The sequence below is a fragment of the Sphingobacterium sp. B29 genome (assembly GCF_001952815.1).
Taxonomy (GTDB): domain Bacteria; phylum Bacteroidota; class Bacteroidia; order Sphingobacteriales; family Sphingobacteriaceae; genus Sphingobacterium; species Sphingobacterium siyangense.
Window position 1 is genome coordinate 5,595,805 of record NZ_CP019158.1, and the last position, 26,996, is coordinate 5,622,800.

Here is a 26,996-nt window from a genome sequence, read left to right on the forward strand (position 1 = left end):
CTAAGCAGCAAGAAGTAAAAGACTGCTGCAAACAATTTTAGTTAGAAAAGCAACAATTCTGTATTAGGTTTTATAGGGCTATTTCCCTAATTTAGCCCTATAAAATTTAAAAACAAACGGAATGTAATGAGCTCCTTGCGCCATTAATTTCTTACCGCAATAGACTTAGAAGCCTTATGTGAGTGGATTAATGACACGCAAATAACCACTGGAATGGGCTCACTTATGCCGTTGAGTATAAACATTCACACAATATTACAGTTTAATGAAAAGAATTGCGCTATTCTTCTTGTTGGCAAGCTCCATCAGCAGCTATGCACAACGTAACCTCAATTTAGAAGAAACAGTATTTGGTCCCCGCACGTATGCCCCAACATCGATAGCCGGAGTATCGTGGATCCCAAAATCAAACAACCTCTCCTATCTCGATAAATCGTACCAGAACCTATTATCCAAAAGCGCTTCCAACAACTGGAGCGAAACAAATCTCGCTTCTAAAACAGACCTCGAAAAAGCACTAAAAACGGCTATCCCCAACGAAACATTTAATTTGCGCGTATTTCCTTACGACTACAAATGGCGCGACGGAAATGTACTATTACTGCAAGTTGAAGGAAAAGATAAAACCTATACGGTAGCTTACAATATTAAATCAAAAAATATTGAAAGTTTTATCGGTAATGACAACAAGGGAGCTAATCGCGAGATCAGTTCGGATTTTTCAAAAATCGCCTATTTAGTAGACAACAACATCGCAATTGTTGACAAAAACGGCAAAATTACCGCTGTAACCAACGATACAGACAAAGGAATTGTCAATGGAAGCGATTATACACACCGTCAAGAATTTGGCATCAAGAAAGGAATGTGGTGGAACAATCAAAATGACAAACTGCTGTACTACCACAAAGATGAGACGATGGTTGCCAATTATCCGTTACCACAATGGAGTCCCAAAATTGCGGACATCAAATGGATTAAATACCCCATGACAGGCCAAAAATCGGAAGAAGTTTCTTTGATCGTTTACAATACCACCACAGGGCAAAAGGTAACCCTTCAAACCGGCGAGCATTCAGAGCAATATTTAACCATGGTCACTTGGGATCCTTCTGGTAAATACATCTACGTCGGAGTACTTAACCGTGGGCAAAATGATCTTAAAGTCAACAAATACAACGCAGAAAACGGCTCCTTCGTCAAAACCCTGTTCGAAGAAACTGCAACAACCTGGGTTGAACCAGAAAACCCATTGACATTCTTACCAAACAAACCGGATCAATTCCTTTATCAATCCGATAAAGAGGGTTATAATCAACTTTACCTTTATAACACGGAGGGCAATTTGATTAAGAAATTAGGCTATAAAGACATTGTCATGGAAGCATTCCTTGACTTTTCGGCTGATGGCAACAAAGTAAGTTATACAGGAGTAACCAACAACGGTTTAGATCGCCAATTATTTGAGGTCGATCTAAAATCAGGTAAAACGGTTCAATTAACGAATGAATCCGGCATACACCATGCTGCGCTAAGTGGCGATGGCAAGTACATCTACGATCAGTATAGTAATTTAAAAACACCAAATAAAGTTCAGATCAAAGAAGTAAAATCTGCTAAAGAAACAACCTTAGTCAATGCTGAGAATCCTTTTGCCGGAAAAATAAATGAACCTAAAATTGAATTTGTACAATTGACATCCGCAGATGGAAAATACCCATTGACAGGACGTATCATTTATCCCAACGATTTTGATCCCGCAAAAAAATACCCCGTCATGTACTATTTATACGGCGGATCACATTCGCAGCTGGTTTCCAACAAATGGCTAGGGGGCGCTGGTTATTTTGACATGTATATGGCCCAACAAGGCTATATCGTGTTCACTATGGACAATCGTGGCACAAATTACAGAGGCCGTGATTTCTATACTGCTACGCATCGCAACCTCGGTCAAAATGAAATGGCCGACCAGATGAAAGGAATTGAGTTCCTAAAATCAAAATCTTTTGTTGACCAACAGCGCATGGGTATTTTCGGGTGGAGCTTCGGTGGTTTTATGACAACTTCCTTCATGTTACATCATAACGATATTTTCAAGGCTGCTGTAGCAGGAGGCCCTGTAATCGACTGGAAATTTTATGAGGTTATGTATGGCGAACGCTATATGGACACTCCACAAGAAAATCCCGAAGGTTATAAATTGACTTCTCTGCTCAATAAAGCCGATCAACTGAAAGGAAGACTATTGATTATTCATGGTGCACAAGACCCTGTCGTTGTACAACAAAACAGCATGGAGTTTTTAGAAGCCTGTATTAAAGCCGGAAAGCAAGTAGATTATTTTCTATACCCTACTCATGAACACAATGTGATGGGAAAAGACCGTATTCATATGTACGAAAAAATTGCAGACTACTTTAATCAGCACCTCAAAAATCCTTCCTAAAACTCGAGCAAGCTAGAAAAACAAAAAAGGCACCTTTCAATATGAAAGATGCCTTTTTTGTTTTATAATGTACAATACGTATCTTTAATGACAACGCTTTAACCGATTATCCATAGACTTTGAAGAAGAACATTCCTTTTGCCCTGATCATACTGCGCCTTGTCTTAGGCCTGCTGCTGTTGCTCTTTTACTGGCTCAAAGTGGATCATTTTAAATGGTATGCAATTTCATTTCTTATAATCGGATTATTAAGCGACATATTCGACGGCATTATTGCCCGTAGGCTAGCTGTTTCTACCACGTTGTTACGTCGATGGGACTCCAGTGTTGATCTCCTGTTTTTTGCCTGCATTTCACTGGTAAGTTACCTAAGCTGTCCCCAATTTTTTAAGGATAATGCTACATTGATTTTGATCCTGGTCGGATCAGAGATAGTAACCTACATCATTAGCTTTGCAAAATTTAAAAAGGAAATTGCAACACACTCCATTGGAGCGAAGATCTGGACGCTGTTTTTATTCGCCCTTTTAGTCGAATTACTGCTACATTGCCAATCAACAATCTTATTTCAGTTAACGGTCTGGCTGGGCCTTCTTACACGTTTGGAAATTATTGCTATTATCCTCACGCTCAAAAACTGGTCTAACGACATCCCAAGTATCTACTACGCTATCCAGCTACGCAAAGGAAAGGCGATCCTTAAAAACAAGTTGTTCAATAGTTAACGCGACTCCTCATCCAAGCTTTCAGATAAGCTATACAATGTCCAATGTTTTGTTTTTATTGACTGAGATTCTGTCCGAAGCAACTGGATAAAATCCTGCACACCGAGTTCTTCATTCCCATTACCATGAATCAGAACAATACTTCCGTTCTTGGCTTGCTGTCCTTTAGCCAACCATGCATCCGAGCCAACTGCAATAAGACCATAAGACAATAGCCGCTCAATAATATTTCGATCTGAAACTAAGCCCGGACAACGAAAAAAAACGGAAGGCATAAGCCCATTTTTTAGCATCAATTTTTCATTCTCCAATACCTCATAATTTAGATTCGTATTTTTAGACAGCAGAAAATTGGACGTTAAAGGGTTATTATTAAAAACATGGTCGTACGTATGATTGATCCAGGTAATCTTTACACCTTTTGTATCCAATGACTTTAGCCATTCCAGATCTGCAGCATGATTTAGCATCCATTTGCCCGAAACAGAAACGGCCAGTGGCAGGGTGCTATCAATTCCCTTAAACGCAACGAGAAGATCCTCAAAAATAGCTTTGTCCAAAGGTTTGTGTGAAGGACATAGATCGATCGTCAAATTAATACCAGCCTCTTTGGGAAGTCTAAAATTCAATCCCGCATCCTGTAAGTTATTTTCAGTTTTTCTGACCAAGGAAAAACAACTTTCATATACCGAACCACTTAGACTTTTCGTAACCTGAGCCGCATCTTTGTACAGAACGCTTACTGATCGATCTCCTACTACACGCGTTTGCAATGTAGTAGGATCTACCGTTAAATAATATTTTACAGCATTTTTCGTGAAACTACGGATCCCCACCAGGGAATTATTATTTTCACGAAGGATTAACCACTCGGTTCTGTAGTTTTCCAAATTAGCAAATGAAGCCTGTCCATAAGAGAATAGGGCGCATACCAAAAATAGACAAACAAAAATGAGCTGTTTCATCATCAGTTACCACTTGTTCTTTTTGACTGTAGATTTGTTGGCCATACCGTCTGCTTGCCATCTTTATCGATTGGCAATATGATCTTTTCCCGGGAGACCAAAGTTGGTTCTTCACAGGCTAGGTAAGTTAAAATCGCAACGATAATAGCGTTTTGTTTCACCTCATCAAACACAATCTTATCGTAGGTATCGCGATTGGTATGCCAGGTCACTTTACCATAATCCCAGGAAGTGGAAGAGAGCCCAAAGGCTGGAATTCCTTTTTGAACGAAAGAAGAGTGATCACTCCCTCCCGTCCCCGGCATGCCCGGAAAACTGGTTTGGATTTCATTGCGGAACTCTTCAGGCAAATATTGCAGCCAGCGGCTAATGTATTCGTAGGACTTTTCAAAACCACTCCCCCCGATACGGACAATTCGCCCCGTCCCGTTATCCTGATTCCATACCACCTGTATATTTTTAGCGATCTCGGGATGGTCCTCGACAAATGCGGAAGAACCGTTCAGCCCCTGTTCCTCACTTCCCCAGTTACCGACCAAAATTGTTCTTTTATTTTCCGGATAAACCTTTCTTAAAATACGGACTGCCTCCATCATTGTAATTACCCCGGTAGCATTGTCTGTCGCACCCGAAGCGCCGTCCCAAGAATCCAGATGTGCAGAAAGCACAACATATTCGTCCGGTTTTTCTTTTCCTTTGATCTCCGCAATACTATTATAGGTTTTTGATGTCCCAAGCTCCTTTGAATTTCCCTGTAGTGATACCCGAGGTTTGACCCCATGTTCTGCCATGCGGTATAACAGACCATAATCTTCTAGGCCGATATTAAATACCGGAATCTGTTTGGACTTTGCGTCAAAAATCCGTGTGATGCCCGGCAACTCCGTCCAGTAAGAATCTATGACACCAACTGCCCCGGCATTCTCTAAAGCCAAAGGAATTGTCCGACGGGTGCTTCCCGTGTAAGACATACTAGTTTCCCATTTCTTCAACTGATCATTCTTTAAGGTTTGATATTTTTCATAACCTTTCGGGGAAGCAGACTCCTTCCAGTTGGCATCAGATCTTCCCGACAGTGGATTCATCCCAATCAATACAATCTTGCCTTTAACTCTTTTTAGCCACGACTGAAAATCAGATTGGGAGCTAAACAAAGGCATAGCGACCACTTCTGCCTCGATCCCTTTCTCCTTCGTCATAGGACTAAAAGCCAACTGTGTACCTTCTAAAGACTTTATTCTCGGATAAGTCATCGTCACTTGAGAAGTTCCCCGTTCCCAGGAACGCCATTCACCATAAGGCTCATTACGAGCCTGTGCTCCAAGCGCATTATAATTTTTGACAACCCAATCATGTGCCTGTTGCATTTGCGGACTCCCGACAAGACGGGGGCCGATCATATCGACAAGCTCAAACGCATACTTCTCCAATTGTGAATTTGCATTTGCCTCCTGCACAATTGACGAAACCATCGCGTCTTTATTTTGAGCAAAAATAGTTGGAGCGCTCAACAATAGAAGTGCCAGCCCCAAAGATTTCATTCCACGGTGTTTCATTGAATCTATCTTCATCTGTATATCATTATTTATAATAAATTGTTAACCAGCGAACACGGCCATCGGGAGTATACTTAATTGTACATTCACTTTCCTATTTTGTTCACCTATAGCTAATTCAGAAACCCAAAGTTTCCTGTGATTGGTTTTTCCGAAAATTACTAAAGAATATTTAAAAAAACACATTCATTTTTAATCAATTAAAGAATATGCCCTTATTTAGTTAAAAAGAGAACATAAAAAAGCCTGAAAAGAGTCTTTCCAGGCTTTACTAAATATAGATATGAGGGTTGATTAGTTACACTGCTTCCACTTTGGATTTTTCATAGCTCTCTTGGTGGACTGAGGCTACAGCTCTTCCAGATGGATCATTCAGATGCTGGAAAGAAGCATCCCAAGCCAAGGCCTCTGGTGTACTGCATGCGACAGATTTTACCGAAGGAACAGTTTGTGCCGCCGCTGTTGAAGGAAAATGGGACTCGAAAATTGTCCGATATAAAAACTCTTCCTTATTTTTCGGTGTGTTTATCGGGAAGCGCGTTGAAGCCTCTGCAAATTCCTGATCAGAAACTTTATTTTCAGCCTGCTCTTTCAAGGTATCGATCCAGCTATAGCCTACACCATCAGAAAATTGCTCTTTCTGGCGCCATGCGATGCTCTCCGGCAAGTAGTCTTCAAATGCCTTACGTACAACCCATTTCTCCATTCTTCCTTCGCGAATCATTTTATCGGAAGGATTGATGCGCATGGCAATATCCATAAATTCTTTATCCAAGAAAGGCACACGTCCTTCTACTCCCCAGGCCGCAAGTGATTTATTTGCCCGCAGACAATCGTATAGATAGAGCTTTTTCAGCTTGCGTACAGTTTCTTCATGAAATTCCTGCGCATTAGGTGCTTTATGAAAATAAAGATACCCACCAAAAAGCTCGTCTGAACCTTCACCTGACAATACCATTTTTATGCCCATTGATTTGATTACACGAGCTAATAAATACATAGGTGTAGAAGCACGTACCGTTGTAACGTCATAAGTTTCCAGGTGATAGATCACATCACGAATAGCATCCAATCCTTCTTGGATCGTAAAGTTGATCTCGTGGTGTATCGTTCCGATATGATCTGCAGCTTTTTGTGCTGCAATTAGATCCGGTGCACCCTTCAGTCCCACCGCAAATGAATGTAATTGAGGATACCAAGCATCTTCTTTATCGTCACTTTCAATGCGTTTGGAGGCAAACTTCTTCGTTACCGCCGCAATAACGGATGAATCCAATCCTCCGGACAGCAGTACACCGTAAGGTACATCTGACATCAATTGACGATGTACCGCATCTTCCAAAGCTTTGCGTAAAACGGCGATATCGGTCTCGTTGTCTTTTACGACAGCGTAACTTTCCCAATCACGTTGGTACCAGCGCTGCGGAGTTTTCCCAGCTTTGCTATACAAGTAATGTCCCGGAGGAAATTGTTCAATCGTCGTACAGAAACCTTCCAGTGATTTTAATTCAGATGCAACAAACAACTGTCCCTGTTCATCTTCACCGTAATATAAAGGGATAATACCCATATGGTCACGTGCAACAAAAAAGGAATCATCACGCGAATCATAGAGTGCAAATCCAAAAATACCATTTAATTCATCCACAAATGAGGGACCTTTTGCTAAATATAAAGCCAAAACAACTTCAGAGTCACTTTGTGTAGAAAACGCATAATCAGGAAGGCTATTTCTTAATTCATGGTGGTTATAGATCTCGCCATTAACTGCTAGTACAACTTTACCATCCGGACTGTACAAAGGTTGACTTCCCGATTTGGGATCAACGATAGCTAATCTCTCGTGTGCCAACAAAGCTTTCTCACCAGTAAATATACCCGACCAATCGGGACCACGGTGACGAATACGTTTTGACATTTCTAATACTTGAGATCTCAATGAGCTTGCAGGTTGCTTTAATTCAAAAGCGCCAATAATTCCACACATATTATGAAAATTTTAAATATTTCGTTTTTACATTATGTTATTGACACAAAGTAAAACAATTAAAAACTAAATTCATAATATTTTTTAATTTTTATTGTGTTTTTATTAAAAATAACTTCATAAACAAACAAAATTATCAACGAAACACTTATTTGTTTACAATAATCACACAATAGATTAACAATTGATCTGCGGATTTATCGTTAAATTAACGTCATAATCAAATAACCAGGACATGGATCTCATTAGAACCTTCTATAGTGAGCTTGCGCTCACACCACAGGAATTAACGGCCATCACGGAGAAACACGAAGCCATAACCGTCAAAAAGGGCGATTTTATATTGACCAAGGGACAGGTTTCAAATGCTTACTACTTGATTGAGTACGGACTTACACGCTCCTTTTTACATGATTATGAAGGCAATGAAGTTACCATCGGCTTCTGTAGTGACAATGATGTTGTCATTGAAGTGGCTTCTTTTTTTCAACGCAATCCAACGGTGGAAAATATTCAGGCGCTCATGGAAACCCGTCTCTGGAAAATAAAATTTGAAGATTTCCAGGAACTCTTTCATCAGATACCTGAATTTAGGGAATGGGGCCGTTCCTGGATGGCTAAAGAACTTGTTCACAGCAAAAATAGAGCTATTGCCATGATTACAGAACCTGCTACTGCCCGCTATCTACGCCTGATTAAGGAAAAACCAATATTGATACAGCAAGCCCCCTTAAAGCATATCGCATCTTATCTAGGTATCACCGACACTTCCCTAAGCCGTATTCGAAAGGAAATTGTCCATGGAAATTAGTCCTTTTTAATGAATAAAGAACTACTTTTTTAAATCTTGCCTTAAGGCAAGATTTTTAAGAAAACTTCAGTTTAATTTTACAAATGTACTCCCAAGCTATTTATTGTAGTCCCCCGGGAACAATAATTGAGAAAAAGAACGAAAAGAAGTAATCATTATATTCAAAAATTAGAAATCATGGCAAAATTACACGCTTATCTAAATTTCAACGGAAACTGTGAAGAAGCATTCAATTTTTATGAAAAAGTCTTCAACACAAAGAACCCAGGCTACATGCGTTACGGAGATATCCCCGCTGATCCACAAATGCCACCTGTTCCAGATGAAGCAAAAAACAAAATCTGTCATACAGCAATTTCGATCAATGGAGACAGCATGTTGATGGGTGCCGATTTCATTCCTGCTTTTGGTCAACAATACATTCAAGGAAACAACAGCTATGTTATGCTGATGTGTGAAAGCACCACAGAGGCAAAAACATTATACGATGCACTGAGTACCAATGCAAAGGCTGTTGAAATGCCGCTCGGCGAAACATTCTTTGCCGAACTATACAGCGCTTTTCAAGATCAATTTGGCATTTGCTGGATGGTTTATTTTGGCGGAAATAAAGAAGAAGATTGCGAAAGTAAGCCTTAAGCCAGCGAAACAGTCCGCAATATATTTGGCAAAAAAGGGCGATAACAACAGTTTACCGCCCTTTCTTTTTGGGGTGACTTTTGCCTATTTTATGCGATCTCAATCGAAACTGTCGCTACAGCAAGTGCATCCCTATTCGACCGTAAGCTCCCCCTAAAGCTGAACGTATTATTTCTTTACCAATACCTCTTGCTCAAACAGGATCCCATCCCAGCCATTTGTCCTAAATTGACGGATGTTCTGATGTCCCTCTCCCTCAGGATTATCGAGTACATTCTGATAATGCTCGGCAAAAAGGCGCAAAGTATCCTCCTGCGAAAGACCATTCAACTGTGCAAAATAGAAAACTTTTGCACTGCCTTGATTTTCTTCTTTCGAATTTTTCAACGTCCCATTCTGAAATGCACTGGGACTATAGCTGTAATGATCGGCAATATGAGCCAATACTTCCTGAAACTGTAATTCGCTTCCTTTTGATTTAATCAATAATTCTGCTGTATTCATCTTGATGTTATACCTTTTAAAATCTATTCTAATTTAATTTCTCAACCATAAACCTGAATGAACAGGCATTAAGCGCCCTTAAATAACTCCATGCAGCGAGCCTCCCTTTGCAGCAAGCTGATCCACACGCCTTTCCACCGCTTCATCTTTAATCAAAGCCGGGGCATGGTGGGGTTTTGTTCGCGCATCAATAATCAGAGGACCTTCACAACCCCAATGTTTAAATGCTGTAAAACTATTTATTCCATAAATATCATACGCAGGATTACTCCGGGTAAACGTTGTCCAAACAAAGTTATTGACAGTAGCAGCGGTAAAGTTAGCATCATCGCATAACACGATCAATGGAAAACCTTCCCAGGAGCTTGCAGCGGCAGCGCGACACCATTCCGCCATAATTTTCGATTCATGCTCGTATGTGGAGAATGCCTGTCCATCTATCGCAATAACACCAGGTATGACAAATTTTGCCTGATTGAAAGGTCGTGGCAGCTCAAAATTGGCTGGCAATTCACGGCCCAATGTTCTTTTCTTTGTACCAGCAGCAGCAAAAACCACCTTTGAACCCGCATTTAATCCATCGCCGGAATAATCTAAGGTATCAATAGTCGTGTTGGTCTGAAAATGAACATCTCGAGTAAGGTCTATGCGTTCAAGGATATGCCCCAAAAAAGCCGGAATATCATAAATATCCAATTGCGGATTATCTTCATGTGCTGAAATAAACAAATATTTAGCAAGGCTGAGCTGGTTTTTACCCAGTATCTGATTGGCTATTGTTAAAATTTCCTGCGGTCGATCGACACGCTGATAAGGCGTATATCGTTCAGACCCTATTGCAAAAAGCAAGGGATGTACACCAGCCGCATCAACAGCATTAACTGCATGGAGACCCGAAATCTCCTTTGGAATAGCTGCACCCGTAATTTCATGGATTAAAGCACCAAAGCTAGTATCTTCCTGCGGCGGTCGCCCCACAACCGTAAAAGACCAAATTGGATTTTTCTTGTGGTACACATTATGCACCTTCATCAAAGGAAACGGATGAGTTAAGCTATAATAGCCGATATGGTCACCAAAAGGACCTTCCGGTTTATTTTCGTTGGGATAAACGGTACCTGTAATAACAAAGTCCGCATCCGCAGAGATACAAAAGCCTTCATCATCATAAAAATAGCGAAACCTTCTATTTCCCAATGCTCCGGCAAAGATCATCTCGGAGAGTCCTTCCGGTAGTGGCATTACTGCAGACAAGGGGTGGGCTGGAGGTCCGCCGACAAAAATACTCACCTTTAAAGGTTTACCGAGCGCGTTTGCCTTAGTTTGATGGACCCCGATACCACGATGTAATTGATAATGTAAACCAATCTCCTGATCGGGCAGATAATCATTCCCGGAAAGCTGAATCCGGTACATCCCCAAATTAGCCTGCATAATACCAGGTTTGGCAACATCTTCCGTATATACCTGCGGCATCGTCACAAAAGCGCCACCGTCCATTGGCCAGTTGACAATCTGCGGAAGTTTACTAATTGATGTTTTTCCGTGAAGTATGGGAGCCGCCGACTTTTTTTTCCAGGGTAAAGCTCCTAGGGCGGTCATCGATGAACCAATATATTGAAAGGGATTTTTCAGCACTGCGGCAGGATTCATCTTAACGTCCACCAATTTTTTCAGGTGATCCAACGAATCCCGAAACATAAACTTCGAACGATCCAGCGTTCCAAATAAATTAGATACAGCGGGAAACTCCGAACCTTTGATATTTTCAAAATACAATGCCGGTCCTTCAACATCAAATACCCGCATATGAATTGCAGCCATCTCCAGATACGGATCGACCTCTTCTTTGATCCGGATTAAATGGCCATGTTTTTCAAGATCCGCAACACATGCTTCTAAACTATTGTATCCCATATATTAAATCTGCTTCAACACGTTAATCCACAAATTTAACAGAATAATTTATTAAACAGGATATAAAGAGAAAACCTTTAGCGATCTTCGATCTTGCTCCCCTACCATCGGATACAACCGACATAAGATGGCCAAAACACCCTAAAAGCAACGTTCAAACAAAACAAGCACATCGAGCAAGGGCTTCCAGTAGCCCACTAGGTATCCATGCAGACATAGGATTTCAAAGGAGTAAATTCAAACGCCTGCACCCGCTGCCAAGTTGAATTGTCTACATTTTTCTCATAATAAAGTACTCTTCTAAATTCGTCGATATCTTCTTTATTGATATCATTCAACCTTGTCAGCAAAAGTTTAGCAAAGAATTTATTGACGCCTATTTCTCTCTTTTGACTCTCGGAAGTGCACTTGAGGAAATGGTAAAATAAGCCTCTAAATGTCATTTCTTCATTGCCGCCGAGGTAAATAACTTCTGATATAAAATTATTTTCCCAAGGCATTTCCCGCAGCCAGCGGTATACATCGAGCAAAGGCAGCGGTCGAAACTTCAGCGAAGCCACCCAGTTCCAATAAAAGATAGTCTGCCGTTTGGCAAGTTTCGCAAATATCCGGTTTAAAACACTCTCTTTCCCGATCACACTACTTTTAATCACAATGGTATATTGGACACGTAAGTTTTCCAGTAGATTACGTACCGGCTCCAAAAAATGTTCATCCATCAACCGAGCAACATAGATGACACGATTATTGCCAGCACGTTTACAAATTTCTACAAAATTGCGCAGGCCGAGCAGTTCAAGCTGAAGCTGTATATCATTGTCAAGCGAGGGAACTTGCGTAAAATAAATCCCAAAATTGAGATCAGTAATTTGAAAACGCTCGAAAGCTTCCCCTTTCCGCAGCAGGTCCAATTCAAAAAGCTTTGCCGTTACCTTTTCTTTCACTATTTTATTAAAAAGGGATAAGTTGCGCACTAATCCCGTCACATCAAAATCGCTGGATTGCAAATAACAGGATGCCCGTCGTCCCAAATAGGTATTTAGCCCGCTGATTAAAACCTTTTTCATTCGTATTCTCTATTTTTATGGCTATGAAACCATCACGATTTAATGATCCGTTCTCACGATCGTGAGCCATTAAATAAGATCGTTTCTTCCTAGTACGCTGTATTTATGTATTACCCTTCCAATCTCTTAAACGAACAAATTCCCTAGGATGGTTTCATTGGTGATGCAGCTATCTTTTCCATGTTTTTCTTACGCTTTTAAAATTTTACTCCGATCGTCTCAAGAGCAACGGCAATGACCTACAAATATCATAATTTCCTGATTTTAGAACAGAGAAACATCAAATAAGTTTAACACTATTTTTATTTTTTCCTAACCAAAATATAGTAAACCATTCAAACAAGTGCCGTCATTGTCCTTTTTTTGTCAATTCGCGCATAAATACTTTCAGGAACACAATATCCTTATATATTTGTAAATCTTCTGAAAATAGGCTGCACTAAAAAGTATTTATCTTCACCTCTATGGACAAAAGGGCTACAATGATCTGGTTTAGAAATGATTTAAGACTTCATGACAATGAAGTATTTTATCAAGCTTCTGAAAAAAGTTCATTTATCATCCCGGTATACTGTTTTGATCCCCGATATTTCGACCGCAATCAATTTGGCACCTTAAATACCGGTGTTTTACGGGCGGCCTTTGTCATCGAAGCCGTGACCGCTTTAAAAGAAAAATTAAAGAGCCATGGTAGCGACTTATTAACTTATATTGGCAAGCCTGAAGATATTATCCCAAGAATAGCACAAAAATACCAAGTCAACGAAGTTTATCACCACCGCGAAGTGGCACTTCGGGAAACTTCGATATCGGAAAAAGTAGAAAGTGAGCTTTGGAGCAGCAAAATAAATTTGCGTCATTTCATTGGCCATACCCTGTACCACAAAGAAGACCTCCCTTTCCCTATTAAAGATATACCCAATGGTTTTTCTATTTTCAAGAAAAAAGTTGAGCGGGAAAGTCTAGTTCGGCAACCAATCCCGTTTCCGACCAATTTCCTTACCCCTCCCCATCTCGAGGACACCAAAATCCCTTCATTAAAAGATTTAGGCTATTCAGAGGAGGAGATCAAATCTGTTGATGACATCTATATTCTCGGTGGCGAAGACACAGCGCTTAGTATTATGCATGCGGTATTGTCAACCTATCCGGAAACGGACCAGGACCCCTTGATTCTAGGGCCTTTTATAGCTTCAGGTGCCTTGTCACCTATTTTACTCTATAACAATATCAAAAAACTTGGTGAAGGTAAAAAGGACAAACGATTTGAAAAAATTGTCGACATCCTTCTCTGGCGCGATTATTTTAGGTTTATGCTTAAAAAATATCCGAATATATTTTTTAAGCCACAGGGCACTAAAAACAGCTCCCATCAGGATCATCCGACCTTAGAAGGAAATGAGGAATTATTTGAAAAATGGAAATCGGGCCATACAGAACATGATTTTATAAACAGTGTGATGGTCCAATTACAGAAGACCGGCTATATCCCCTATCAAGCACGCCTAATCGCGGCCAGCTATTTAGTTCATGAGTATCAGGTAAACTGGCTTCGTGGCGCCTCCTGGTATGAGGAACATCTATTAGACTATTCTCCGGCAACTGTTTATGGACAGTGGTCTCATATTGCCGGGGTTGGGACAAGTGAAAAAGACAATAAGGCACTGGACTGGCAAAAATTGATCAAAACTCATTTCCCAAATGGACTTCCAAAACTGGAGGAAATACTGGTTAAATAAATCTTCGGCAGAAATAAATAATTCCAATAGAAAATAAATTTGTAGTACGCTAGAAGCCCTTTTTAAATCATGCTAAAAATGTTAAGAATTGGATAGATTTATTGATTAAATTATTCAATTTCAGTATTAGAAACTCTTTTTTTATTCATAACTTTGACAAATTTCATAGTTTTAATTGTAAATGGACAATCTGACATATTTGAGTAATGCTGATTCGGCTTATGTCGATGGCTTATATCAATCGTACAAGCAAGATCCCCAATCGGTAGATTTCGGATGGCAAAAATTCTTTGAAGGTTTTGATTTCGGTCAAAATGCTGGTGGAACAACAAGTTCAGTAGGCGAAGCTACTCCTGAGCACGTATTGAAAGAAATCAATGTGCTGAACATGATCAATGGCTACCGTGACCGTGGCCACCTATTCACACACACTAACCCTGTTCGTGAGAGACGTAAATACTATCCTGGCAAGGAATTGGAAACGTTTGGTCTTGCTGAAGCAGACATGAACACCGTTTTTAATGCAGGTGTTGAAGTCGGTTTAGGTCCAGCGACATTAAAAGACATCCGTCAATTGGTGGAGGATACTTACTGCCGTTCTATTGGTGCAGAATTCAAATATATCCGTAACCCAGAAAAAATTAAATGGTTACAGGACCGTATGGAAGCGGACCGTAACATGCCAAAATTCTCTTTGGACACAAAAAAGAGAATTTTAAACAAATTAAACCACGCCGTTGTATTCGAAAACTTTTTAGGTACTAAATTTTTAGGTCAAAAACGTTTCTCATTGGAAGGCGCGGAAAGTTTAATCCCAGCATTAGATTCTGTCATTGAAAAAGGTGCAGAAATCGGTATCCAGGAATTTGTTATCGGTATGGCTCACCGTGGCCGTCTGAATGTATTGACTAATATCATGGGTAAATCTTACAAATCAGTATTCTCTGAATTTGAAGGTAAGACTTACGCTGATGATCCTGAAGTAAACTTTGGTGGTGACGTAAAATACCACTTGGGCTTTTCATCTGAGGTCAAAACAAACGATGGCAAATCTGTCCACTTAAGTTTGGCACCGAACCCTTCGCATTTGGAAACTGTAGATCCAATCGTTGAGGGTATGGTCCGTTCTAAGATTGATTTCAAATACGAAGGTGACTCTTCTAAAATTGCACCGATCATCATTCATGGTGACGCAGCAATTGCTGGACAAGGTGTAGTCTACGAAGTAACCCAAATGTCCAAACTCGATGGTTACAAAACTGGCGGTACGGTACATATTGTCATCAACAACCAGATTGGATTTACAACGAACTACAAGGATGCGCGTTCTGGAACATATTGTACAGACGTAGCAAAAATCACTTCTTCACCTGTGTTCCATGTGAACGGTGATGATGCTGAAGCGGTAGTTTATGCGATTAATTTAGCGGTTGAATACCGTCAAAAATATAAAACAGACGTATTTATCGATCTGTTATGTTATAGAAGATTTGGACACAATGAGGCTGATGAACCAAAATTCACGCAACCATTGTTGTATAAAATCATCGAAAAACATCCGAACCCGAAAGAAGTTTACGCTAAAAAATTAATTACTGAAGGAAGTATTGACGAGGCGTATTCTAAAAATATCGAGAAAGAATTTAAAGCTGAATTGCAAACTAAATTTGAGGAATCTAAAACAGTTGAGGTATTGACTGAAGAGATCCCGATGTTTAAAGGTGCATGGGAAGGATTGCGTCCTGCTAAAAAAGGTGAAGTATTAACAACCTCGGATAAAACGAAAGTTGCAAAAGATCTATTCTTAAAATTAGCAAAAGAAATCACAACCTTACCTTCGGACAAAAAATTCTTCCGTAAGATTACACGTTTGTTTGAAGATCGCGCCAAAATGATCACTGCTGATTCATACGATTGGGCAATGGGCGAATTGATGGCCTACGCGACATTATTGGATCAAGGTAACCGTGTACGTATCTCGGGTCAGGATGTACAACGTGGAACATTCTCACACCGTCATGCGGTATTGACGCTTGAAGATTCGGAAGAGAAATATGTTCCTTTAGCCAATATTAAAGGTGGCGATAAATTCTCTATCTACAATTCGTTACTTTCAGAATATGCTGTTTTGGGATTTGAATATGGTTATGCATCTTCTAATCCAAATTCGTTGACAATCTGGGAAGCTCAATTCGGAGATTTCTATAACGGTGCTCAAATTATCGTTGATCAATATTTATCGAGTGCAGAGACAAAATGGAAACGTTCTAACGGTTTAGTTATGATGCTTCCTCATGGTATGGAAGGTCAAGGTCCTGAGCACTCTTCAGCACGTATCGAAAGATTCTTAGAGTTATGTGCAGATGAGAATATGATCTTAGCAAACTGTACTACTCCGGCTAACTATTTCCACTTGTTGCGTCGTCAACTTGTACGTGAGTTCCGTAAACCATTGGTTGTATTTACGCCAAAATCATTGTTGCGCCACCCTAAAGTGGTATCACCGTTGAAAGATTTTACAGAAGCTGCTTTCCAAGAGGTAATTGATGATGCAAATGTTGCGGCGAAAGACGTTAAACGCGTGTTATTCTGTTCGGGTAAAGTTTACTACGACTTATTAGAAAAACAAGAAACGGACAAACGCAAAGATATCGCTATCGTGAGATTGGAACAATTATTCCCAATTCCTACAGAGCAATTGAAAGCAATCCGTAAAAAATACAACAAGGCAAAAGAATTTGTTTGGGTTCAGGAAGAAAATGAGAACATGGGAGCATGGTCTTACTACTGCCGTAAACTAATGGGTACTGAGATTGCATTTACAGGTTTTGTTGCCCGTAAAGAAAGTGGAAGTACAGCTACGGGTTACATGAAACAACACGTTGCACAACAAGCAGAAATCTTAAATAAATCATTCGAATAAAAACAATTTAAAATCAATTGCGTCTTAGCTATAGGACGCAATTGTCAATAAAGAACATTATATATGAGCTTAGAAATTAAAGTACCAACCGTAGGTGAATCAATCACGGAGGTAACCTTATCACAATGGTTGAAACAAGATGGCGATTATGTGGAGATGGATGAAAACATCGCCGAACTGGAATCAGACAAAGCAACGTTTGAATTACCAGCTGAAAAAGCGGGTATCTTAAGAATCATTGCACAAGAAGGTGATACTTTAGAAATCGGTGCTGTTGTTTGTACAATTGAAGAAGGTGCTGCTCCTGCCGGTGGTTCAGCTCCAGCTGCTGCCCCTGCTGCAGAAGTGTCAAATGCAGCTCCAGTTGCGGCTGCCGCTGCAAAAGATGAAGATCCAGATAGCTATGCTGCTGGTACAGCTTCTCCTGCTGCTGCAAAAATCTTAAGAGAAAAAGGAATTGATCCTTCTACAATAAAAGGAACAGGTAAAGAAGGACGCATCACAAAAGAAGATGCCGAAAAAGCTCAACCTGTTGCTAAAGCAGCTGCACCAGCAGCAAAACCTGCCGCTGCTCCTGCTGCGACAGTTGCTCCGGTAGCGGGCTCTAGAAACGAACGTCGTGAGAAATTATCTTCATTACGTAAAACAATCGCAAAACGCTTAGTTGCCGTTAAAAACGAAACGGCGATGTTGACAACATTCAATGAAGTCAATATGCAGCCGATCATGGATCTTCGTGCTAAATATAAAGATACCTTTAAAGAGAAATTTGGAATCGGTCTTGGCTTCATGTCATTCTTTACAAAAGCAGTAACAACTGCATTAGCTGAATGGCCTGCCGTGAATGCACGTATCGAAGATAACGAGATTGTATATTCTGATTTCGCAGATATTTCAATCGCGGTTTCTGCCCCTAAAGGTTTAGTTGTTCCGATTATCCGTAACGCTGATGCAATGTCATTGGAACAAATCGAAAAAGCAATCGCTGCACTTGCCGTTAAAGCGCGTGACAACAAATTAACGATTGACGAGATGACTGGTGGTACATTTACAATTACCAACGGTGGTGTATTCGGATCAATGATGTCTACACCAATCATCAATGCTCCACAATCCGCAATCTTGGGTATGCACAACATCATCCAACGTCCTATTGCTGAAAATGGCCAAGTGGTGATCCGTCCAATGATGTATATTGCACTTTCTTATGATCACCGCATCATCGATGGTCGTGAATCAGTAAGCTTCTTGGTTCGTGTAAAACAATTATTGGAAGATCCAGCTCGTTTATTGTTGGGTGTTTAAACCGCAATAAAATTGGAAATATAAAAAGACCTATGCTTTGCGGCATAGGTCTTTTTTTTATGAAAGAGTGTCCTATTATTGGCCAGAAAGAACCTTCAGTTCGCTTCCATTACTGTTGGTGCCTGCGAAATCATGAAGGTTTTTATTGACATCGGAATAGAAACAATATACTTGACAAATATGAATCGGAGGTAGACGAATATGAATCGCCTTTTTAATTTCTCCCTTTTAATTTTTACTTTCATCTTGTTAAATATCAAGCATATCCTAATATACAGCCGCCCATGTCATTTAAAGGCCGCATACGAATATGAAACTTGATATTAAGCAGACAATATCAAGCAAATGAAGTATAAAATTCTACTAACAACCGTATATCTATTACTCGCTGTAATGACATTGTTTGCCAACATGGCAAATCCAATGAGCCCCCATAGTATAACAGGACAGCTTGTTCCTGCCGCAAAGCTGAAAGTCACCAATGAGCGTATTGACATTCATCTTTTGGCAGACACTGCTGATTATAATTCGGACTATCGCAGTCACTTCAGCATTGTCTATAACATCCATGCAGAAGAGGCTATCGAATTGCCACTGGTATTTCTCGCTTTAAATATGGACGGATTAGATCGCATCCTTGTCAATCAGAACGAAATTGAAGGAAAAAAAATGGATCAGCCCGGTTCAAAATTTCCCTTTTTACGTTTAAAGGATGGCTATTATGAAATCAGCTACGACAGCGATGAATGGAAACGTATTTCGCTGAATGATGCATTTCATTTTACGGCTAAGCTACGCAAAGGTGATAACAGTATTCAGGTTCAATACAGCGCTTATATGGGCTATGACCGACGGGATATTCGGACCAGATACCAAATTGACTACCTCCTATTCCCTTCCAGGTACTGGTCGTCTTTTGGCCCGATTGAACTGTATCTGCACCTCGATGGAAAGATGGATGTACTTACACAGGATCTGGGAACCGCCAAATTACAGACAGACTCCATTGTTCACTGGAGGATTGATCAGGTAGAAAAGAAAGAAAGTTTTCATATTGAAGTTGGCTTAAAAATCTCTTTGTTAGCAAAAGCAATTCTTTGGTTACATCCCGAGCTGCTCGCCCTGATCGGCTCAATATGCCTGCTCTGCCTGCATATCCGCTGTATTTATCTAAAATACAAAACTGGCCGATACCGCTATGCACTCCTACTTGGAAATCTAATCATTCCAAGCTCTTTCTACTTTTTTATCTGGTTTTGGTCCAGTCTGGCTAACTATCTTGTCAATGGAGTCTTTGACGAAAAGTCCCGCGGTTTTATCCTGTTGGTCATCTTTACCTTACCCTTGATCTACCTCGTCTATGATTTGGTTTTGTTTATTATCGATAGAAGCATTCGCGCTAAATTGAACAGGTAGAAAACCGGCTGCTATTTTTTATAGGTCAGCTTGTTTTCAATCATACGGTTGTTATATTGCTGGATAAAGGCTTTCATCTTGGTCTCCATCGTATCCAATACCGCTGGATGTTGTTTTAACAGATCCTGTTTCATCAAGCGGTCCTTCTTAAGATCATAAAATGAAGTCACTTTCAGTCCATCATAAGACATCATATAATCTTTATAGTAGAGATTATAGCTTCCTGAGTTATTATTAAGCACAAAATTATCCTTACCCGGTTTGAAGGCATCTGAACCAAATGCGAAATAAGGCTCATCATAGTGCAGATAATTCAACACTGTCGGCATAATATCTATTTGCTGTACCAATTTATCCGCTTTGCCAACTAGATTATCACCGGGTGCATAAAATATAATAGGGATTTGGAAGCCCCCTGCTGCCGTTTGATATTCCGGCAGGTAGCTTACGGTAGCGTGGTCTGCACAAATAACAAATACGGTATTCTTGTACCAGGGCATTTTCGATGCTGTTGCAAAAAATTCACGCAGCGCATTATCGGTATATCCAATGGGTTCCTGTACGGGCAAAGGTCCTTTAGGAAATTTCCCCTGATACTTTTCAGGTACCTTAAATGGGTGATGCGAAGATAAAGAGAAGAAACTAGCGAAAAATGGCTGATGAAACGTGTTGATCTTATTCGCTACAAATTGCAAAAACGGTTCATCCCAGATTCCCCATATACCATCAAAGTCAGCGTCATTGTTATATTCGTTTTTACCAAAATAATGCTGGATACCCGCCAGCTTCATATAAGCGGAGAAGCCCATGCTGCCATTGGGTGCTCCGTGAAAAAAAGCAGTCTCATATCCCTTTTTCCCTAAAAGCTTCGCTAAGCTTGTGGTTTCATTTCCAGAATATATCGAAAGTACAAAAGGCTCTCCTATGGAAGGAATACCGGTAATGACTGATGGTAAAGCATCAATTGATTTACGGCCATTGGCATAGGTATCTGTAAATGTGTAAGCATTGCGGATTAATGAATCCAAAAAAGGCGTATAACCTTTGTATTTTCCACCTTGGATATCTTTATTCAACTCACCAAAATGTTCTTTTGCAAAACTCTCTAAAATCAGAACGACGACATTTTTCTTCGCAAAGGGCTGGTCTGATTGCGGCACATGAATAGGGTTGTACAATTGCTCAAGCTCTTGTTCGGAATAATAATGGATAGGTTTAAGATTGACAGCCTTTAAAGTTTTCAATATACTGAATGGCGTATTCAGCACAATATTCATTTCTTCCGGTGTCTCCACATAATCACCCGCATTACTCAATGTAATGGGACGGGTACTATGGGCCCAACCGCCACGCACACCACCAATGAAAAGGAAGGCCGTCAATAAAAACAAAGGCAATTGGATCAAAAATGACTTCCAGCTATATTTCGTAGTCCTTTCAATTTGAATAAGTTTATACGATTTAATCAAACCATACACAACCAGTACCAACACAATAATGAGATACCAATAATCCAAACAGAAATCAAAAGCCAGCTTCATCAGGTTGGATTCATTGGAAAATTGGTCAATTACTGTTCCTGTCGTCCTTTTTAGGGTAAATGGATAGTAGGCAAAATCAATCAGATTTAACGCTATACCAATTGAATTGGTCACGACAAAGATCCATTTTGCAACTTTTTGATAGATTTTATTCGATTTAAACGGACCTGGAACAGTCAGCATCACAATATAAAGAATATTAAAATACAGTAGGGCTACAATGTCGAATCGTACACCACCCGCAAACATCACCAAGAGCTTACCTGCATCGACATGAGGAAATAAGGAAGCATTGACGCCATAAAACCCCAATCGCAATAACGCATAGATGACCAAAAGAAAGATAAAACGAATTGCGACAGCAAAATAAGGTGCAAATACTCCTCTTAATTTCATAGCTCTAATATTTTAAAAATTCACGGTATACGTCTTGATAATACGCTTTGGCAATATTCAATAAGCTGTCTGTTTTGCCAACGGGATATTCCTTATTGGACCTATAATTAATAATCCGTCCTACATTATCAAAAGAAACAGCCTGTTGAGGGGTAATCACTCCAAAGGCATCTTTGGAATTATAGAACGCTATTTGAGGTGTCGTCGGATTAAAAAGATCCCGGCTCCAATGATAACGATCTGTAGGGAGTTTCAGTTGTGTCAATAAGGTAGTCGCCAAATCCGTTTGATTGCCGATTCTATTGAATATTTTCCCACGATATTCAGGTTTGATCACATCACCGAAAAAGATCAGCGGAATATGAAAGCGATTGGGGTGAAATAGCTCCCATTTTTCTGAAGGAAGGCGATGTCCATGATCAGCCACAATTACGAAAAGGGTATTTTTATACCAAGCTTCCTTTTTAGCTTTATTGATAAAATCAAAAACAGCTGAATCCGTATAGTTTGCCGTACTTCGGAATTTATCCGCATTGGTAGCATTGCCAAATTTATAGCCGTGTTTTAACTCAAATGGTTCGTGATTAATTAAGGTAAAGATCGTCGAAAAGAAAGGTTGTTTTTCTTTTTTAAAATCCTTGATCATCTGATTAAAGACCACATGGTCATATACACCCCATGAGGCACGTTCTGCATCCAATCCAAAATTGGCGTTATCCACCACCCTAGACATCCCATGCGTCAGCATATACGATTTAAAATTGTAAAACTCGCTCTGACCACCATGATAAAATGATGTTTCATAGCCGGCATGATCGAACTCCTGTCCAATGGCAGGCATATTTTCATGTTTGTCGATATACTTGATAATACTCTCGGGTCCTTGTGCCGGAAAACCGCTCAAAACCGCTACCATGCCCTTATCGGATCGATCAGCAGCAGAATAAATATGGTCAAACAAAATACCGCCTTTAATCAATTCTTCCATGTGTGGCGTAATTCCCTTTTCCCCGCCAAGAGACTGAATGAGATCGCCGACAAAACTTTCCAACATAATAATAACGACATTCGGACGAGTCGTTGACAATACCTCAACGGCAGAATCAGGTTGGCTTTGAAAGGCAGGTCGTAGCTTGTCCTGAATATCCTTCTGATCCGCGTAATAATTATAGGGGTTTTTTAGCTTGGTACTTTCGGCAAAGAAATCCCGTAAAAAAGACCATTGGGTATTAACCGCTGCATGATTATAAAACGTTTCCTCGGAATAATAGGCTTTACTAGGGTTTAGTGTCGCTCTCCCATAACCACCGCGAATAAACGTGAAAAGTACAAAGACTCCGATTGCCAGTTTGAAAAAATTACCTACAGGAGATTTGATATTGAAAAAAGAGACTTTTTTAAACATCCAGCGGTACAGAAAATAACCACAGAATATACCGATCAACATCCCAACGATGGGGAGAAACACCGGCGTGGACTCAGCCGAAGCTACGGCTCCCGAAGGTGAGGCAAAAAATGCATCGATGGCACGTTTAGAAATTTTGTCACCCCATTCCCGGTAGATGTTAACATTGATAAAGCTTGTCACAAAGAACAATACCAGGACAATAATGGTATAGATATCCAGGATCAGCCGTTTGGGTTTCAGTTTTGGGAAAAAACTTAACATGCAATACACAAGAAACGGCAGCGCACATATATAGGAAACAGCAGAAAAATCCAGGTTCAAACCGTGGTAATAAATTCTGAAAATCTCCTTAAAATTAGAAAAACCTATTTTCTCAAAAAAAGCAGTAACAAAAATCAATCTATCTATAAAACAGATAATTAACCAGAACAGAAAATACTGTGTTAAAGCTCTAAGCTCATTCGCAAATCGTTGCATCCCTTCGTGTAAAAATAAAACAGGCAAATTTACATTAATTTACATGAAATACGGGCTAATTACTTAGTAATATGAAGAAAAGATTAAAAAAGTATAAATCCTGCGTTATGCTTTACCCCACTGCAATAACCACCTCTTCTGCTTAGGAGGATCTTCAATAAACTTATTGCTTAGCCTTTATTCATAACTTCTTTTTGTTTGAGAACAAGATCAATGGATTACTAAGGAAAATAACATAGAATTCCTTACTTTTGTGTTCCTTAAAAGTTTGAATACAAAAATTTAAAATGAGCATAGCGAAAACTTACAATCCAAAAGAAGCTGAAGAAAAATGGTACAGCTATTGGAAAGCGAATGGATTTTTCCGTTCAACCCCGGACGAACGTGAACCTTACACGATTGTGATGCCTCCTCCGAATGTCACGGGAGTATTGCACATGGGGCATATGCTGAATAATACCATTCAAGACGTTTTGATTCGCCGCGCACGTATGCAGGGAAAAAACGCTTGTTGGGTACCGGGGACCGATCACGCCTCCATTGCCACTGAAGCTAAGGTCGTCGCTATGTTGAAAGAACAAGGAATTGACAAACGATCTTTATCGCGTGAAGATTTCTTAAAACATGCTTGGGAATGGAAGGAAAAATACGGTGGTATTATTCTAAAACAACTCGAAAAACTTGGCGCTTCCTGTGACTGGGATCGTACACGTTTTACCATGGATCCGGAGTTATATCAATCTGTTATCCGCGTATTCGTAGATCTATATCGTAAAGGATTGATTTATCGTGGTTACCGCATGGTCAACTGGGATCCTAAAGCAAAAACAAATATCTCAGACGAAGAGGTTATTTATAAAGAGAAAAACGGCAAATTATACCACCTGAAATATCAGGTTGAAGGAACAGATCAATATATTGTTGTGGCGACTACCCGTCCTGAAACCATCTTTGGTGACACAGCGGTGTGTATCAATCCCAATGATGAGCGCTACACCTGGTTAAAAGGAAAGCAAGTCATTGTTCCGATCGTTGGCAGAAAAGTGAACATCATTGAAGATGAATATGTTGATTTGGAGTTTGGTACAGGATGCCTTAAAGTTACTCCAGCGCACGATGTGAATGACTACGCACTAGGTAAAAAGCACAACCTGGAATTTGTCGACATCTTTACTGACGAAGCAAAACTGAACGACAATGGCCTGCATTACGCTGGCATGGATCGTTTTAAAGTCCGCAAGGAAATCGAGAAAGAGCTGGAGGAAAAAGGATTATTGGAGCAAGTTGAAAACTATACCAATAATGTTGGAACTTCAGAGCGAACAGGTGCTGTTATTGAGCCAAAAATCTCTAATCAGTGGTTCCTTAAGATGGAGGATCTTGCAAAACCGGCATTGGATAATGTCATGGACGATACCATTAAATTTCATCCGACGAAATTCAAAAATATTTACCGCAATTGGATGGAGAATGTTACCGACTGGAATATCTCAAGACAATTGTGGTGGGGACACCAAATACCGGCGTATTTCTATGGCGATGGAAACGAAGACTTTGTGGTTGCACAAACGGTTGAAGAGGCCCTTGTTTTAGCGCAGGAAAAATCAGGTAATACAACGCTTCATTTGACCGATCTACGTCAAGATGAGGATGTGCTTGATACCTGGTTTTCAGCTTGGCTATGGCCAATTTCGGTTTTCAATGGCATCAACGAACCAGAAAATGCAGAAATAAACTACTATTACCCTACGCAAGATTTAGTCACTGCCCCAGACATCATTTTCTTTTGGGTAGCACGTATGATCGTTTCAGGATATGAATTCCGCGGACAATTGCCTTTTGAAAATGTTTATTTCACAGGTATTGTACGCGACAAACTGGGCCGTAAAATGTCTAAATCACTGGGCAACTCTCCTGATCCGATTGATTTGATGAATGAATATGGTGCAGATGCTACGCGAATGGGAATGTTATTGACTGCTCCAGCAGGTAATGACCTTCCTTTTGATGTAGAACTTTGTGTACAGGGCCGTAATTTTGCCAATAAGATCTGGAATGCCTTCCGCTTGGTTAAAGGCTGGGAAATTACAACTACTCCAGCTTCAGATTCAGATAAGATTTCGGCAGCTTGGTTTGAGGCAAGGTTAAATCAAGCTCTGGTCGATATCGAAGAAAACTTCAAACACTATCGTTTATCAGATGCATTGATGACAACCTACAAATTGGTATGGGATGATTTCTGTGCTTGGTACCTTGAATTAGTGAAACCGGCTTATGGCTCCCCTATTTCTAGCGAAACCTTAGCAACAGTAAAATCTTTTTTCCAACGTATACTCACTTTAGTACATCCTTTCATGCCTTTCCTAACAGAAGAATTGTGGCATGACGAACTGTTCGGTGTGAAAGACGAGAAAGATTGCATTATCGTAGCCCCTTATCCTACAGCGAATGATTTTGATGAGCAGCTTATAAAAGATTTCGCTATCGCTCAACAGATTATTTCGGAAGTTCGGAATATTCGTAATTCTAAAGGTATCTCCCCTAAAGTTGCTTTACCATTAGCGATCAATCAACAATCGGAGATCAACCTGGAGCAATATATTGATATCATCACCAAGATTGCAAACTTGGAAGGCGTAACTTTTGTTTCTGAGAAAGTAGCTGGTGCCGCAAGTTTCCTTGCTGGCAAAGACGAATGTTATGTTACGTTGGAAAATAATATTGATTCAGATGCTGAACGTGAGCGTATCGAGAAAGAATTGGAATACCTAAAAGGTTTCCTTGTATCTGTAGACAAAAAGCTTTCCAATGAACGGTTTGTGCAAAATGCTAAACCTGAAATTGTTGAAAACGAAAAAAGTAAAAAGGCTGATGCCGAAGCGAAGATTAAAATTCTTCAAGAAAGCTTAACAGCATTAGGTTAACAGCTACACTATAAACATAAAAAAGTCCCGTGCAATGCACGGGACTTTTTTATGTTTAACGAGCGACCAAATTCGGAGATCGTTCGGTGCTTCTTCGGTACTTCTTCGGAGCTCGTTCGGTTCTTCTTCGGTTGCAAGCGAATAAGCTCCGTTAAATATCCGAAGTATATCCGATAAAAAAACGTATCAAGAGCGAATCTGACTGACAATTGTACCCCACGAAGAGCACGAGCTTTCACGAAAGAGC

At 40.1% G+C, this 26,996-nt stretch carries 17 protein-coding genes; 9 read left to right on the top strand and 8 right to left on the bottom strand.

Going from position 1 to position 26,996, the window contains the following annotated elements; translation table 11 throughout:
- The first annotated feature begins 265 nt into the window (after positions 1-265).
- Positions 266-2,449, top strand: a complete 2,184-nt coding sequence (locus BV902_RS24065; RefSeq protein WP_075994092.1) for a S9 family peptidase — start codon at positions 266-268, stop codon at positions 2,447-2,449.
- 119 nt (positions 2,450-2,568) lie between these two features.
- Positions 2,569-3,174 (top strand): CDP-alcohol phosphatidyltransferase family protein, encoded by a 606-nt coding sequence (locus BV902_RS24070; protein WP_075994093.1) that lies wholly within the window; start codon positions 2,569-2,571, stop codon positions 3,172-3,174.
- Here the strand turns inward: BV902_RS24070 and BV902_RS24075 are convergent.
- The 3 genes from BV902_RS24075 to asnB form a co-directional block, all read right to left on the bottom strand.
- Entirely contained in the window at positions 3,171-4,142 is a 972-nt protein-coding gene (locus BV902_RS24075) for a polysaccharide deacetylase family protein (protein ID WP_237241814.1), read from the bottom strand. The two genes, BV902_RS24070 and BV902_RS24075, sit on opposite strands and share 4 nt — an antisense overlap.
- On the bottom strand, positions 4,142-5,710 hold the full coding sequence (locus BV902_RS24080; RefSeq protein WP_075994094.1) for a M20/M25/M40 family metallo-hydrolase: 1,569 nt from the start codon (positions 5,708-5,710) through the stop codon (positions 4,142-4,144). Before BV902_RS24080 ends, BV902_RS24075 begins: the two co-directional genes overlap by 1 nt.
- Positions 5,711-5,993: 283 nt before the next feature.
- On the bottom strand, positions 5,994-7,682 hold the full coding sequence (gene asnB / locus BV902_RS24085; RefSeq protein WP_075994095.1) for an asparagine synthase B: 1,689 nt from the start codon (positions 7,680-7,682) through the stop codon (positions 5,994-5,996).
- 235 nt (positions 7,683-7,917) lie between these two features.
- On the opposite strand from asnB, the gene BV902_RS24090 reads away from it, so the two are divergent.
- The gene (locus tag BV902_RS24090; RefSeq protein ID WP_075994096.1) at positions 7,918-8,493 is read left to right on the top strand and encodes a Crp/Fnr family transcriptional regulator; all 576 of its coding nucleotides are present in this window, start codon (positions 7,918-7,920) and stop codon (positions 8,491-8,493) included.
- A gap of 177 nt (positions 8,494-8,670) precedes the next feature.
- Positions 8,671-9,132, top strand: a complete 462-nt coding sequence (locus tag BV902_RS24095; protein WP_075994970.1) for a VOC family protein — start codon at positions 8,671-8,673, stop codon at positions 9,130-9,132.
- A gap of 168 nt (positions 9,133-9,300) precedes the next feature.
- On the opposite strand, the gene BV902_RS24100 is transcribed toward BV902_RS24095, so the two are convergent.
- From BV902_RS24100 to BV902_RS24110, 3 genes are all read right to left on the bottom strand, one after another.
- Positions 9,301-9,636, bottom strand: a complete 336-nt coding sequence (locus BV902_RS24100; RefSeq protein ID WP_075994097.1) for a HopJ type III effector protein — start codon at positions 9,634-9,636, stop codon at positions 9,301-9,303.
- A 78-nt stretch (positions 9,637-9,714) separates the two neighbouring features.
- On the bottom strand, positions 9,715-11,553 hold the full coding sequence (locus tag BV902_RS24105) for a UbiD family decarboxylase (protein WP_075994098.1): 1,839 nt from the start codon (positions 11,551-11,553) through the stop codon (positions 9,715-9,717).
- A gap of 197 nt (positions 11,554-11,750) precedes the next feature.
- A complete protein-coding gene (locus tag BV902_RS24110) occupies positions 11,751-12,620 on the bottom strand; it encodes an NAD(P)-dependent oxidoreductase (RefSeq protein WP_075994099.1) in 870 nt (289 codons plus the stop codon).
- Positions 12,621-13,102: 482 nt separating this feature from the next.
- Between BV902_RS24110 and BV902_RS24115 the strand changes: the two genes are divergently transcribed.
- The 4 genes from BV902_RS24115 to BV902_RS24130 all read left to right on the top strand — a co-directional run bounded on the left by BV902_RS24115 (position 13,103) and on the right by BV902_RS24130 (position 20,003).
- Entirely contained in the window at positions 13,103-14,359 is a 1,257-nt protein-coding gene (locus BV902_RS24115; protein WP_232475611.1) for a deoxyribodipyrimidine photo-lyase, read from the top strand.
- A gap of 181 nt (positions 14,360-14,540) precedes the next feature.
- Positions 14,541-17,282 carry a 2-oxoglutarate dehydrogenase E1 component gene (locus BV902_RS24120; RefSeq protein ID WP_070562932.1) on the top strand — a complete coding sequence of 914 codons (2,742 nt, stop codon included), beginning with the start codon at positions 14,541-14,543 and terminating at the stop codon, positions 17,280-17,282.
- Between the two features lie 63 nt (positions 17,283-17,345).
- The gene (gene odhB, locus BV902_RS24125) at positions 17,346-18,587 is read left to right on the top strand and encodes a 2-oxoglutarate dehydrogenase complex dihydrolipoyllysine-residue succinyltransferase (RefSeq protein WP_075994101.1); all 1,242 of its coding nucleotides are present in this window, start codon (positions 17,346-17,348) and stop codon (positions 18,585-18,587) included.
- A gap of 345 nt (positions 18,588-18,932) precedes the next feature.
- Positions 18,933-20,003 (top strand): hypothetical protein, encoded by a 1,071-nt coding sequence (locus BV902_RS24130; RefSeq protein ID WP_157626213.1) that lies wholly within the window; start codon positions 18,933-18,935, stop codon positions 20,001-20,003.
- A gap of 11 nt (positions 20,004-20,014) precedes the next feature.
- Here the strand turns inward: BV902_RS24130 and BV902_RS24135 are convergent, their stop codons facing one another.
- Both BV902_RS24135 and BV902_RS24140 read right to left on the bottom strand, forming a co-directional pair.
- Positions 20,015-21,940 carry an LTA synthase family protein gene (locus tag BV902_RS24135; protein ID WP_075994103.1) on the bottom strand — a complete coding sequence of 642 codons (1,926 nt, stop codon included), beginning with the start codon at positions 21,938-21,940 and terminating at the stop codon, positions 20,015-20,017.
- Positions 21,941-21,944: 4 nt separating this feature from the next.
- A complete protein-coding gene (locus BV902_RS24140) occupies positions 21,945-23,609 on the bottom strand; it encodes an LTA synthase family protein (RefSeq protein ID WP_237241817.1) in 1,665 nt (554 codons plus the stop codon).
- A gap of 503 nt (positions 23,610-24,112) precedes the next feature.
- On the opposite strand from BV902_RS24140, the gene BV902_RS24145 reads away from it, so the two are divergent.
- Positions 24,113-26,749, top strand: a complete 2,637-nt coding sequence (locus BV902_RS24145; RefSeq protein WP_075994105.1) for a valine--tRNA ligase — start codon at positions 24,113-24,115, stop codon at positions 26,747-26,749.
- Positions 26,750-26,996 lie beyond the last annotated feature (247 nt).

Bases quoted from the DNA above. Each gene is read 5' to 3' on its own strand.
- BV902_RS24105 (WP_075994098.1), bottom strand. From the start codon at position 11,553: ATGGGATACAATAGTTTAGAAGCATGTGTTGCGGATCTTGAAAAACAT.
- BV902_RS24110 (WP_075994099.1), bottom strand. From the start codon at position 12,620: ATGAAAAAGGTTTTAATCAGCGGGCTAAATACCTATTTGGGACGACGG.
- BV902_RS24140 (WP_237241817.1), bottom strand. From the start codon at position 23,609: ATGTTAAGTTTTTTCCCAAAACTGAAACCCAAACGGCTGATCCTGGAT.
- BV902_RS24115 (WP_232475611.1), top strand. From the start codon at position 13,103: ATGATCTGGTTTAGAAATGATTTAAGACTTCATGACAATGAAGTATTT.
- BV902_RS24145 (WP_075994105.1), top strand. From the start codon at position 24,113: ATGAGCATAGCGAAAACTTACAATCCAAAAGAAGCTGAAGAAAAATGG.
- BV902_RS24090 (WP_075994096.1), top strand. From the start codon at position 7,918: ATGGATCTCATTAGAACCTTCTATAGTGAGCTTGCGCTCACACCACAG.
- BV902_RS24075 (WP_237241814.1), bottom strand. From the start codon at position 4,142: ATGATGAAACAGCTCATTTTTGTTTGTCTATTTTTGGTATGCGCCCTA.
- BV902_RS24130 (WP_157626213.1), top strand. From the start codon at position 18,933: ATGAAGTATAAAATTCTACTAACAACCGTATATCTATTACTCGCTGTA.
- BV902_RS24135 (WP_075994103.1), bottom strand. From the start codon at position 21,940: ATGAAATTAAGAGGAGTATTTGCACCTTATTTTGCTGTCGCAATTCGT.
- BV902_RS24100 (WP_075994097.1), bottom strand. From the start codon at position 9,636: ATGAATACAGCAGAATTATTGATTAAATCAAAAGGAAGCGAATTACAG.
- BV902_RS24080 (WP_075994094.1), bottom strand. From the start codon at position 5,710: ATGAAGATAGATTCAATGAAACACCGTGGAATGAAATCTTTGGGGCTG.
- asnB (WP_075994095.1), bottom strand. From the start codon at position 7,682: ATGTGTGGAATTATTGGCGCTTTTGAATTAAAGCAACCTGCAAGCTCA.
- BV902_RS24065 (WP_075994092.1), top strand. From the start codon at position 266: ATGAAAAGAATTGCGCTATTCTTCTTGTTGGCAAGCTCCATCAGCAGC.
- BV902_RS24095 (WP_075994970.1), top strand. From the start codon at position 8,671: ATGGCAAAATTACACGCTTATCTAAATTTCAACGGAAACTGTGAAGAA.
- BV902_RS24120 (WP_070562932.1), top strand. From the start codon at position 14,541: ATGGACAATCTGACATATTTGAGTAATGCTGATTCGGCTTATGTCGAT.
- odhB (WP_075994101.1), top strand. From the start codon at position 17,346: ATGAGCTTAGAAATTAAAGTACCAACCGTAGGTGAATCAATCACGGAG.